Genomic DNA, 12,435 nt, shown 5'->3' with positions numbered 1-12,435 from the left:
ATCAATTTAAAATTAGCATTGACATTGTAATTGCCATTGATTTTTGATATTGCCATTGATAATTGTTATTTCTTAAAGATTTTGGACAGAACTCCAAATACACCTCTTATAAAAGTAGCACTTGTAACCACTTTTAAAACCGATTTTCCAACAACACTTGCGGTGCTTGGCTCGGACTTAGATGATCTTGTCGGTGTTTCTTCCTCTTGCTGTGCAGCAGCCTGCGTGGCTTCTTCAATTTTTTTGTTTAAAATTTCGTAGGCACTTTCGCGATCTATTTCCTCAACATACTTTTTCACCATTTTTGACTTGCTGTTGATGGCGTCAATTTCGTCCGGAGTTAAAACATCCATTCGACTCATTGGAGCACGCATCATCGTGGCAACAAGAGGAGTAGGGATACCTTTTTCATTCAAGGCTGTTACCAAAGCTTCTCCAATTCCTAAACTCGTTAATAGCTCATCGGTCTTATAATAAGGTGAAGTAGGATAATTGTCTGCTGTTTTTTTAATCGCCTGACGGTCATTGGCAGTAAAAGCCCTTAACGCATGCTGGATTTTCAACCCCAATTGTGCCAATACACCACTCGGAACATCCATCGGATTTTGGGTTACAAAATAAATTCCGACACCTTTAGAACGAATTAGTTTTACAATCGTTTCAATTTGTTCCAGTAGTGCCTTGCTGGCTTCGTTAAAGATCAAATGCGCTTCATCAATAAAAATAACCAGTTCCGGTTGTACAACATCTCCCTTTTCCGGCATTTGCTGGTAAATTTCAGCCAGTAAGCTCAACATAAAAGTCGAGAACAATTTAGGTTTGTCCTGAATATCCGTCAATCGGATAATGTTTACATATCCTTTTCCATTTTCGTTAATTCGCATCAGATCATCAATTTCAAACGAAAGCTCTCCAAAAAACAAATCACCGCCTTGTTGTTCCAGTTCGATTATTTTTCTTAAAATCGTGCCAGTCGTTGCGGTTGAGATTTTGCCATAATTGGAGGCTATTTCATCTTTGCCTTCTTCGGTGATATAATTGAGAACCTTCTTGATGTCTTTTAAATCCAGCAGTGGCATTTTATTGTCGTCACAATATTTAAAAATAACGGCTACTACACCTGTCTGTGTATCATTCAGATCTAAAATTCTGGAGAAAAGAACGGGGCCGAACTCAGAAACAGTGGCTCTTAAACGAACTCCGTTTTGTTTCGAAAGTGACATTAATTCAACAGGAAAAGAAGCTACATTATAAGGTATGTTTATTTTGGCATGACGCTCGGTTATAAAACCCTCTTCTTTACCTTCTTCGGCAATTCCGCTAAAATCACCTTTAATATCCATCATCAAAACAGGAATTCCTACATTCGAAAGTTGTTCAGAGAGAACCTGTATGGTTTTGGTTTTTCCTGTTCCGGTAGCGCCGGCAATTAATCCGTGACGGTTTAATGTTTTCAGTGGGATTTTGACATGAGCTTCCCCAAGTGTTTCCCCGTCCAGAATGGCACTGCCAAGAATGATGCTGTCGCCCTTAGAAAGATAGCCATTATTTATATCTTGAATGAAATTGTCTTTTTTATTCATGTTTTTATTTGTAATTTAGATGATTATAAGAGTATTGCTTGATTTTTTAACATTTTTGGTTCTTTATTTTTAGTAAGAAAAAGCCTTTTTTGGTTGAAAATTATATAAAAAATAATTTCGCAACTTTTTAAGAAGATATCAAAGGATTGTTTGAATATTTACTAAAACGTTGTAATTTTCCCATTATTAGTCCTTTTTTTTGTTTTATCTAAAAAACATAGTCAGCAATTTAATGAGATATTTTTTAAATTGACGTTAAATTTCCTTCAATTAAATTAAAAAAAGTTTTTTTATTTAAACTAAACGTATAAATTTGCTCCTCTACAAGTTAAATATAACTAAAAAATAAAATTATTTAAAACTATTAAAATTAAAAAAAATGGCAAACGTTAAAGTTAAAAAAGAAAGCACTTCAAATGGGGGAGGAATGATTTCAGGAATCATTATTGTAGCATGTGTTTTTGTTGGTTGGTTAATCTGGAAATTCGTTATGGGAGCTGAGGCTAACTTCGAAGCAGGAACTTTCAATAGTGAGCACCCACACCCAATCAATACTTTAGGAATGGTATACATGGGAGGATTTATTGTACCAATATTATTAGGTATGCTTTTAATGGTTGTTGTTTTTTCTATTGAAAGATTCATTGTTATCGGTAAAGCTGCTGGTAAAGCTAACTTAGATACATTTATGAAAAATGTTCAAGGAAATATTAAAGAAGGAAACATTGAGGCTGCTATCGCTGCATGTGATAAACAACAAGGTTCAGTTGCTAATGCAATTAAATCTGCGTTGATTAAATACCAAGACGTTAAAAAAGAAGGTTTCAATAGTGAAGAAGCTTCAGAAGTAATTCACAAAGAAATCGAAGAAGCAACTTCATTAGAAATGCCAATGTTAGAGAAAAACTTGACTATCATCTCTACTTTAGTATCATTAGGAACTTTAGGAGGATTATTAGGAACTGTATCAGGTATGATTAAAGCGTTTGGTGCGTTAGCTTCTGCTGGAACTCCAGACCAGGCTGCTCTTGCAACAGGTATTTCTGAGGCACTTATCAACACTGCAACAGGTATCTCTACTTCAATCTTCGCAATTGTTTCTTACAACTTCTTTACAGGTAAAATTGACGATTTAACTTATTCTATCGATGAGGCTGGTGTTACTATTGTAAACACTTACAGAAAATTCAGAGGAAGTTTGAAACAATAATTAATTTTTGAATATTTAATAAGTACAATTAATTATATCAAAATAAAATAAAAGAGAATGGCTAAATTAAAAATGAAAAAAAAGTCGACATCGACAGATATGACTGCGATGTGTGATGTTGCATTCCTTTTGCTTACGTTCTTTATTTTGACTGCTACCGCTAAAGTGCCTGAGGCACTTCCTGTTGATACGCCTTCTTCTACAGTACTAACTAAGTTGCCAGATTCAGATTTAGCAATTATTACTATTGGTAAAGGAAAAGATGGAATCAGTAAAGTGTTTTTTGACCTAAAAGGAAGAGAGTTACGTAAAGAAACTCTTACTGGTATGGGGGCAAAATTAGGTGTGGAATTTTCAGACGATGATAAAGCGAAATTTGCATTAATGGATGATTTTGGTGTGCCGTTGGCTAATTTGCAGCAAATCATTCAAATGAAAGCTGCTGATAGAACTAAAGCTCCTCAGCCGGGAATTCCTATAGATTCTTTAGATAATCAGTTGAAAGAATGGTTGTTGGTTTCTAGAAGAGCAGCGATTGATCTTAGCGGAGGAACCAAAGAATTGCAAATTGCTATAAAAGGGGATGCGAAAGAAGATTATCCACAAATTAAAAAGATTATGGATATTTTGCAAGATCAAAAAATCAATACCTTTAACTTGGTTACAGGTATGAGAGGAAAAGACTTTTAATTAAAAAATATACACTAAAATGGCTGAATTAAATACCGGCGACGGTGGCGGCGGAAAAGGTGGTAAAGTAAGAAGTAAAAAGCAAAATTCTAAAGTCGATTTAACGGCAATGGTAGATTTGGCTTTCTTATTGATCACGTTCTTTATGTTGACCACTACGTTGTCTAAACCTCAAGCGATGCCTTTAGGTTTGCCAGATAAAGATGAAGACGAGACTAAGAACAAAGACATAAAAGTCGATGAGAAGAGAACCTTGACTGTTATGATGGGTGAGAATAATAAGCTTATCTACTATATGGGATTGATTGATAGTCCTATTGCTGGACCGAAAGATATAGCATATGGTAAAGATGGAATTCGTAGAGAATTATTAGCTCGTAAAAAATCAGTAATTGAATATACTGGAACTAAAGCTAAAGGGATTATTGTGATCATCAAGCCAGGTAAGAAATCGAAGTATAAGAATCTAGTTGACATTTTGGATGAAATGGCAATTACTGGAGTTGAAACTTATGCTATTGTTAATGATTTTCTTCCTAAAGAAAAAGAATTGTTAGAGAAAAAATAATTTTTTTATTTTTTTAATAACCTAATAATCGAGAAAAATGAAATTAGATATTATAAAAAATCAGTGGCTTGATATCGTATTCGAAGGGCGTAATAAGATATACGGTGCATATGAGCTAAGAAAAGCAAACAATAAAACTACGGTAAGAGCACTTATCATTGGTTCTGTTATATTTAGCTTAGCAGTTGCAGCTCCTCTTATTGTGAGTTTAATACCAGAATCTAAAGATGATGTGGTAGCGAACGAGATTAAGCTTACTAAGATAAAATTACCTCCTAAAAAAGAGGAAGTAAAGCCTAACACGCCACCACCGCCACCGCCGCCACCGAAAGTGGATCAGGTAAAGTTTGTGAAGCCTGTTGTTGCTAAGACTGAAGAAATTACTGAGGAACCGCCAAAAATTGTGGAGCTTAAAGATAAGAAAATCGGTGCTGAAACTATCAAAGGAGATCCGGACGCAGTTTTAACTGTTGATGAACCAGTTGGTAAAGGGCCGGTTACTGAGATCATTCAGGAAGATAACAATGTTTATAACACTGCAGGTATCGAGGTAAAACCAGACTTCCCAGGAGGAATTGAAAAATTCTACAAATTCGTAGGAAACAATTACAAAACTCCGGAAGAAGAAGGTTTAAAGGGTAAAGTTTATGTTACTTTTGTAGTTGAAAAAGACGGTTCATTAACCGACATTAAAGTTTTAAGGGATATCGGTTACGGTACAGGAGCAGAAGCAATTCGTGTTCTTAAAAAGTGTCCAAAATGGACTCCTGGCGAGCAAAATGGTAAAAAAGTTAGGGTACTTTACTCTCTTCCTATTACTATTCAATCTGCAGAATAATGTTAAAAGATATGCTTAATAATATTCAGAAGAAATCGCTCAAAGAGCGATTTCTTCTTGTTTTAGGAATACTGTTTTTTTTAATATATCTTGTGCTCGGTTTAATGATTATGTTTTGGGAGAAACTTCCGTTGGAAATGGAATCAAAATACAGGTATGCTTTTGGGGGATTATTGATCGTATATGCGGCAATTCGTTTTTTGAGATTAATTAATTCAAAATCAGAATAATTATGTTAAAGTATAGTAAAATTGCAGGCTTGGTTGTTTTTGTTTTTTTGTTTGCGATGTGTAACCAAAAAAGCAAGAATGAAGTTAACAAAGAAACAATTTTAAAAGGATCGATTGATATTACTGTTGATGAAACTGTAAAGCCTATTGTAGATGATCAGGTGGCGGTTTTTGAAGGAACCTATTCCGGTGCTAAAATTACAGTTAAACCTAAGTCAGAAGGAGAGCTTATTAACGATTTGTTAAATCAGAAAGCTAAAGTGGTGATAACTACAAGAGATTTAACTAAAGAAGAGTTTGCTAAATTTCAAAAAGGTAGGCTAACCCCAAGAGTTACTCCTTTTGCAACTGATGCAATTGCTTTTATTTCAAACAAAGGCAATAATGATACATTAATTGCGTTGAAAACGGTAATCGATTTTATGCAGGGTAAGTCTGATCCAAGAATTAAAGGTCTTGTGTTTGATAATCCAAACTCAAGTACAGTGCGTTATTTGAAAGAATTGGCTAAAGTAAAGGACATTCCTGCAAAAGATGTTTTTTCTTTCAAAAGTAATGACGAGGTTATTAAATTCGTATCTGAGAATGATGGCATGATTGGGGTTGTTGGCGTAAACTGGCTTTCTCAGCCTTCTCCAAGTATGGTAAACGTGGTAAAGAAAATCAATGTTTTGAGTGTTAAAGGATTAAAAAGTGATCAATATTACAGCCCAACTCAGAATGACCTTGCTGAAGAAAAATACCCTTTGGCACGAGGTTTGTTTATTATAAATTGTCAGGGATATTCTGGTTTAGGAATGGGATTTGCGTCCTTTATTGCTGGTGATATTGGGCAAAGAATCGTTTTAAAGTCCGGTTTGCTGCCTGTTAGAACACCTGGAAGAAAGCTTGAAATAAGAAGTCAAATATTAAAAGAGAAAGAATAAATTAATTACAAATAAAGATGAATAAATTTAAAATTTTTAGTCTTGCCTTAGTTGCTTCAGCTACTGTAGCAAAAGCGCAAGATATCAAAGAAGCTAAAAAGGCAATCGACGCTGAGCAATTTCAAAAAGCAAAATCATTGCTAAAATCAATCATCAAAGCAAAACCATCTGATGGAGAAGCTAATTTTGTTTTAGGTAATGTATATTTAAATCAGGCAATTATTGATTCTGCTAAAATTTATTTTGCAAATGGTTTACAGGCATCAGATAAGAAAAACTTAAGTTATATAGGATTAGGTCAGTTAGATCTTGATGCAAAAAATACTGCTGCTGCTCAGGCAAACTTTGGTTTGGCGATAAAAGATATGAAGCGTAAAGATGTAGAGGAGTTCATTTACATCGGTAGAGCATATATGAATTCTACTTCACCAGACTATGTAAATGCAGTTGCAAATTTAAAACGTGCTTTGGTAATTGATCCTCAAAATGCAACTGCACTTTTGGCTATTGGTGATGCGTATTATGGGGCAAACAATCAAAATGATGCTTACAAAGCATACCGTGATGCGTTTACTGCAGATCCAACACTTTTGAGAGCAAAAATGCAATTAGGAGTTTTGTTGAAAGGGGCTAAGTCTTACGATGAGGCGATCAAATCTTTTAATGAAGTAATCGCTTTGAATGCTAACTACGGACCTGTTTACAGAGAGTTGGCTGAGACCTATTACAAATGGGGTAGAAATAAACCATCTACTTCTAAAGTAAATATGCAAAATGCAATTACAAACTATGAGAAGTATTTAAATCTTACGGATTACTCTTTAGATTCTAAAATGCGTCATGCTGATTTCTTAATTCTGGTTAAGGATTATAAGAGTTTAGAGACTGTTGCGAACAAGATGATTGCAGAAGATAAAGTAAATCCTAGAATTTTTAGATATTTAGGTTATGCTGCTTATGAGAACGGAAATGTTGATGTAGCTATCAAATCTATTGAAGATTATATTAAAGTACCTTCTAATAAAGTAATTGGTAGAGATTATTTGTATTTAGGTTTGTCTAAAATTAAAAAAGGAACTGCTGCAGACGGAACTGTAGATCAGGCTTCGTTTGATGCTGGTTTAGCAGATATCAAAAAAGCTATTGAATTAGAGCCTTTAGTAGTGGAAGAGCTTTCTGATCTAGGAAAAGCTTTGTTTGGAAAGAAACAATTTACTCAGGCAGCTGCTGTTTTAGAGCTTGGAACAACTAATAAAGAGTCTAAAAATTACTTAGATGATAATATTTACTACGGTATTTCTCTTTATTATGCGAACGCAAATAAAACGAATGGAGCTGCAGATGCTGTTGCTTTAGGGAAAGCTGAAGCTGCTTTTGATAGAATATTAGAAGCTTCTCCATCTTATAGTGAAGCTTATTTGTACAAAGGAAGAATCAATAACTTGTTGGAGAAAGATGATTTGATCATTAAAAACTACGAAGAATACGTTACAAGTATCACTGCTAAAGGAGCTGAAGAATTAGCTAAACCGGCTACAGTGAAAAAAGTAGTGGAAGCTTACAACAGTATCGGTGCTAGTTATGCTAATACGGATAAAGTAAAAGCTGTTGAGTATTTCAATAAAACTTTAGTTTTAGATCCTGCAAATGCTTACGCTACACAATCTGTAAAAGCTTTAAAATAATATAAGTTTTTAATTAAATGTATAACCGATAGTTTCTTTGAACTATCGGTTTTTTTTGTTCCGTATTTAATTGACTATCTTTGCACTTTAAAATAAAATAATGTTATCAAAAGAAATACAATTAGAAGTAAATAAAGGAGCTATGTTGCCTTTGATGGAAGAATTTTATACCATTCAAGGGGAAGGTTTTCATACCGGAACAGCTGCTTACTTTATACGAATTGGAGGCTGTGATGTTGGTTGTCACTGGTGTGATGTGAAGGAAAGTTGGAATGCTGAGTTACATCCGCCAACGAGTATTGATTTAATTGTAAATAATGCGTCAAGTCAAGCTGATACTGTAGTGATTACTGGTGGTGAGCCTTTAACTTGGGATATGAGTTTGTTGACTCAGGAGTTGAAGAATAAAAAATTGAAAGTTCATATTGAAACCTCGGGCGCGTATCCGTTAACCGGAACCTGGGATTGGATTTGCCTTTCACCTAAAAAGAATAAACTGCCAACTCAAACCGTATATGATAATGCGCACGAGTTAAAAGTAATTATTTATAATAAACACGATTTTATTTTTGCAGAAGAGCAAGCAGATTTGGTAAATGATAATGCGATATTGTTTCTTCAGCCGGAATGGAGTAAGAAAGAAGAAATGACACCTCTGATTGTTGATTATGTGATGAACAATCCGAAATGGAGAGTTTCGCTTCAAACGCATAAATATTTGAACATTCCTTAAATCATTGTAAAAACAAAAAATCTCTTCAATTGAAGAGATTTTTTGTTTTATATAGTAGTTAATAGCTGTATAATAAAGGGTAATGTTTGTTTTTAATCCCAGTTTCTGCTCTTTTTTAAAGAGGTGATATGAGTCAGATGGTGGTTGCAGTGCCAGGCATACATTCCGATGATTTGTTTTAATAAGTATTCGGAGTTGTTTTCGGGATGGATAAAGGATTTGTTTAAATCTGACCAGTTTAGATTTTTCATAACATAAGCTAGTCTAAAGTGCAATCCTTCTAATAATTGTAAGGTTGGTTCAATCGGCATAGTTAGATTATCCGGAAGTTCAGACCATAATTTTTCATCGTAAGCCTTTATTACGGGATTGTTTTCTGTTAATGCCCATTTTAGTCTGATAAAACAGTTCATGTGGCTTTCTGCACAATGATGAATTACTTGTCGAACAGTCCATCCGTCAGGACGGTATGGTGTGTCGAGCTGTTCTTCAGTCAAATGAATCGTTTCCTTTTTTAATTTATCCGGAAAGGATTCGATGATGATGATATTAGTGGAAATATATTCAGCATTATAATCTTTTGGACTTTGAAACTTTCCAATTGGATATTTTAACTTTTCTAAATCTGTTTCGTTCATGGTTTATCTGTTTTACAAGGAAAGTTTGGCTAGATAGTCATAATGTTCACCTTCGAGAATCAATTCACATTTTAATCCGTTGGCATTAGCTGCATTTTGAAGAGTATTGTAGTCTAGGTACAACCAGTCAAAGGGTTCTTCTTTGTCTCCTTTGTATGAAATGTTGAAAATAAGTTCCCCGTAATAATTATTGCTTGATGGGATCCATTTTCCTCCATCTTCGTCTTCATCAAACATGTAAATAATGTCTGAACTGTCCAGTAATATTTGTCCGCCGGGATTCAATAATGACTTTAGTTTGGATAAGTATTTATTACAGTTATCTAATTTTCCAAAAATTCCAACGCCATTCATTAGTAAAATTATGGTGTCGAACTTCTCTTCGTCAAGTTCAAGTATGTTTTTAACCTTGGCATTTTTTAAACCACGCAGCCTACAGGTTTCAATTGCTTTTTGTGAAATGTCAATTGCTGTAACTTCCAGATTGCGATCATTTTGTAAAGACAAACTATGGCTTCCTGCCCCGCAGCCTACATCCAGGGTTTTTCCGAAAGCTAATTGTAGTGCTTTTTGTTCGAGTTTAGGCATTTCACTATAGGAACGGAATAGATAATCCACGCTCATTTCGTCTTCTTCAGAAATCGAAGTTTCAGTAATAATGTCCTCCGGCGAATTATTGGTTTGGAAATCATACATGGCTTTCCCGAAAAGATCTTTCATCGTATTTTAGTTCAAAGTTTAAGGTTTCAAGTTTAAAGTTGTTTAATTTTGCACATCAACTTTAAATTTTAAACTTGAAGCAAATTTTAAACAACTTAAATAAGTTAGCCAAAGATAAGCATATCGAAAACAAAAAGTATTTTGATAAGCTTAAAAAGAAACAACCGAAGAATTTGGATTACGTGATGCAGGATTTGCATGATGCTGAATTTAGGAAAACAGATTGTTTGCAATGTGCTAATTGCTGTAAAACGACCGGGCCTTTGTTTACTTTGGCTGATATCGAAAGGATTTCAAAATCATTCAGACAAAAGCCGCAGCAATTCATTGAACAATATCTCAAGATTGATGAGGATAAAGATTATGTGTTAAAAAGCGTGCCTTGTACTTTTTTGGATAGTGAAAATTATTGTATGATTTATGATGTTCGCCCAAAGGCGTGCAGGGAGTTTCCGCATACAGATCGTAAAAAATTTCATCAGATTGCGGACTTAACATTAAAAAATGTTGCGATTTGTCCTGCTGCTTACAATATAGTAGAAGAAATGAAAAAGAAACTTCCCTTGTAAGGCCTTAAATAATTCGTAATTGTTTTTAAAAGCATTTTTTTTGCTTTTTTAAATGTAATTTTGATTCGAATGAATCCAAGACGGATCCAATTAATTAATTTCAAGACAACTTAAAATTTGAATTTAGAATATTTCATAGCAAAAAGACTTATTACTGCCAGAGATTTTAAAAGCAGTATCTCGGCACCTATCATTAAAATTGCTATTTCGGCTATCGCTATTGGTATGATAATGATGATTGTTTCTGTTGCAACGGGTATTGGCTTACAGAAAAAAATACGAGATAAAGTTTCTGCTTTCAATGGGCAGATTGTAATATCAAATTTCGATAATAACAATTCAGAGGTTACACTGATTCCAATTTCGAAAAAACAAGACTTTTATCCCAATTTTAAATCGGTTCCTGAGGTTAGTCATATTCAGGCAATCGCTACTAAGGCTGGAATTATCAGAACAGAAAATTCTTTTGAAGGTATAGTTTTCAAAGGGGTTGGGGCAGATTATGACTGGAAGAACATTGAAGAGTATCTTGTGGAAGGCAGGTTGCCGGATTATGCTAAAACTCTTAACGGGGATGTCTTAATTTCCAGATTTCTTGCGAATCGGCTTCATCTTAAAGTAGGAGATAGTTTTAATGCCTTTTTTATAAAAGAAGAGCAGGGTAAGATGCCTAATAGTCGTCGATTTAAGATAGCTGGTATTTTTAGTTCAGGATTTCAGGATTTTGATGCGACCTATATATTCGGAGATATTAGGCATATTCAAAGAATAAACAAATGGAGTGTCGATCAAATTGGTGCTTTTGAAGTGTTTATTAATGATTTTGATGCTATCAAAGCAACAGGAGAAAAAATTTACGATCAGACCTCTTCTAATTTAGATACTAAAACGATAATCGAAAAGTATAGTTATATATTTGATTGGTTACAGCTTTTTGATTTTAATATCATTGTTATATTAGGTGTAATGATATTGGTTGCTACTATTAATATGGTTGTGGCTTTATTGGTCTTGATTCTGGAGCGGACTCAGATGATTGGAATTCTTAAAGCATTGGGGGCAAATAACTGGACGGTTCGAAAGGTGTTTTTGTATAATGCTTTTTATCTTATTATTCAAGGCTTGTTTTGGGGTAATCTAATTGGTATTGTTTTATTGTTAATTCAACAGCACTTTGGAATAATTCGTTTGAATCCTGAGAACTACTATGTGAATGAGGCTCCAGTCTATTTTAATTGGGGGTATATTGTTTTGTTGAATTTGCTTACGATTGGAGTGTGCTTCATAGTGTTGTTAATTCCTTCCTATATAATCACAAAGATCTCTCCTGTTAAAGCCATTCGTTTCGAGTAATTTTGTTGTTCTATTATATATACAACCCGGCAGGTTTTAAAACCTGTCGGGTTTGTAGTTTTTGTTCTTATTATATTAAGGAGTCATTTTATCAAGCAAAGTGAAGTCGAAGCTTTCAAGTTTGGAATTTTAGTATTTAGGAGCTTTCTCCCGCTATGCGTTTCAATCTTTTGCTTTTTAAAGGAAAAAGCAAAAGGATTTCCACTTCTATCGGGGCTAGGGCATGGGTTTTCAAAAGAAAATAAGGCAAAGAAGCAAAACTTGGCGTCTTGGTGTCTTTGCGAGACTAGTAAAATCGGGATGTTTCAAAGGCAGGTGTAGTGTTGAATCTAATTCACTAAGGAAAAACCTTTCAAAGCTGAAAATAGTTTAATTTGTAAAAGAGGTGTTATCAGAGTGTTAAGATAAAGTTTAAAAAAAGATCAAAAATAGTTTGAAAAAGCTATTGTTTAAGTGAATAAAGTGTCTACTTTTGCACCCGCAACAGCGATAGACGTTCACTGAAATACTGACAAGCAAAGGAATAAAAGCGAAAAGAGATTTTCAAAAAAAGATTCGAAAAAGCTTGTGAGATTTGAAAATGGATATTACATTTGCACCCCGCAAAACACGGGAAGCTCATTGAGAGATTGGAAGGAGAAAGAAGGAAAAAGGAAATTAAATTTTCTTAAAAAAAACTTCAAAAAACTCTT

The 12,435-nt window shown here is 34.2% G+C and carries 13 protein-coding genes; 10 read left to right on the top strand and 3 right to left on the bottom strand.

From position 1 onward, the window contains the following. Positions 1-65: 65 nt before the first annotated feature. Positions 66-1,583 carry a helicase HerA-like domain-containing protein gene (locus tag AC3IS6_RS02820; protein WP_489163383.1) on the bottom strand — a complete coding sequence of 506 codons (1,518 nt, stop codon included), beginning with the start codon at positions 1,581-1,583 and terminating at the stop codon, positions 66-68. Between the two features lie 379 nt (positions 1,584-1,962). Between AC3IS6_RS02820 and AC3IS6_RS02815 the strand changes: the two genes are divergently transcribed. The 8 genes from AC3IS6_RS02815 to AC3IS6_RS02780 all read left to right on the top strand — a co-directional run bounded on the left by AC3IS6_RS02815 (position 1,963) and on the right by AC3IS6_RS02780 (position 8,463). Beyond that, the gene (locus AC3IS6_RS02815) at positions 1,963-2,793 is read left to right on the top strand and encodes a MotA/TolQ/ExbB proton channel family protein (protein ID WP_489163381.1); all 831 of its coding nucleotides are present in this window, start codon (positions 1,963-1,965) and stop codon (positions 2,791-2,793) included. Positions 2,794-2,850: 57 nt separating this feature from the next. Then, a complete protein-coding gene (locus tag AC3IS6_RS02810; RefSeq protein WP_489163379.1) occupies positions 2,851-3,483 on the top strand; it encodes an ExbD/TolR family protein in 633 nt (210 codons plus the stop codon). Between the two features lie 19 nt (positions 3,484-3,502). Continuing rightward, entirely contained in the window at positions 3,503-4,051 is a 549-nt protein-coding gene (locus tag AC3IS6_RS02805) for an ExbD/TolR family protein (RefSeq protein ID WP_489163377.1), read from the top strand. A 37-nt stretch (positions 4,052-4,088) separates the two neighbouring features. Then, positions 4,089-4,889 carry an energy transducer TonB gene (locus AC3IS6_RS02800; protein ID WP_489163375.1) on the top strand — a complete coding sequence of 267 codons (801 nt, stop codon included), beginning with the start codon at positions 4,089-4,091 and terminating at the stop codon, positions 4,887-4,889. Further along, a complete protein-coding gene (locus tag AC3IS6_RS02795; protein ID WP_489163374.1) occupies positions 4,889-5,119 on the top strand; it encodes a hypothetical protein in 231 nt (76 codons plus the stop codon). The genes AC3IS6_RS02800 and AC3IS6_RS02795 overlap by 1 nt, the downstream gene beginning before the upstream one ends. A gap of 2 nt (positions 5,120-5,121) precedes the next feature. Continuing rightward, on the top strand, positions 5,122-6,045 hold the full coding sequence (locus tag AC3IS6_RS02790) for a PstS family phosphate ABC transporter substrate-binding protein (protein WP_489163372.1): 924 nt from the start codon (positions 5,122-5,124) through the stop codon (positions 6,043-6,045). 17 nt (positions 6,046-6,062) lie between these two features. Beyond that, positions 6,063-7,730 (top strand): tetratricopeptide repeat protein, encoded by a 1,668-nt coding sequence (locus tag AC3IS6_RS02785; RefSeq protein WP_489163370.1) that lies wholly within the window; start codon positions 6,063-6,065, stop codon positions 7,728-7,730. A gap of 100 nt (positions 7,731-7,830) precedes the next feature. Beyond that, on the top strand, positions 7,831-8,463 hold the full coding sequence (locus tag AC3IS6_RS02780) for a 7-carboxy-7-deazaguanine synthase QueE (protein ID WP_263362014.1): 633 nt from the start codon (positions 7,831-7,833) through the stop codon (positions 8,461-8,463). Positions 8,464-8,555: 92 nt separating this feature from the next. Here the strand turns inward: AC3IS6_RS02780 and AC3IS6_RS02775 are convergent, their stop codons facing one another. Continuing rightward, positions 8,556-9,101 carry a YfiT family bacillithiol transferase gene (locus tag AC3IS6_RS02775; RefSeq protein ID WP_489163369.1) on the bottom strand — a complete coding sequence of 182 codons (546 nt, stop codon included), beginning with the start codon at positions 9,099-9,101 and terminating at the stop codon, positions 8,556-8,558. Between the two features lie 12 nt (positions 9,102-9,113). Beyond that, positions 9,114-9,821, bottom strand: coding sequence for a class I SAM-dependent methyltransferase (locus AC3IS6_RS02770; RefSeq protein WP_489163367.1), 708 nt, complete (start codon positions 9,819-9,821; stop codon positions 9,114-9,116). Between the two features lie 74 nt (positions 9,822-9,895). Between AC3IS6_RS02770 and AC3IS6_RS02765 the strand changes: the two genes are divergently transcribed. Further along, on the top strand, positions 9,896-10,390 hold the full coding sequence (locus tag AC3IS6_RS02765) for a YkgJ family cysteine cluster protein (protein ID WP_173965911.1): 495 nt from the start codon (positions 9,896-9,898) through the stop codon (positions 10,388-10,390). Between the two features lie 117 nt (positions 10,391-10,507). Further along, positions 10,508-11,743 (top strand): ABC transporter permease, encoded by a 1,236-nt coding sequence (locus AC3IS6_RS02760; protein WP_489163366.1) that lies wholly within the window; start codon positions 10,508-10,510, stop codon positions 11,741-11,743. The last annotated feature ends 692 nt before the right edge of the window (positions 11,744-12,435 follow it).

It is taken from the genome of Flavobacterium sp. KH_035 (assembly GCF_057839565.1).
Note: the sequence above shows the minus strand (reverse complement) of the source record. Positions and strands in the feature narration are given on the sequence as shown.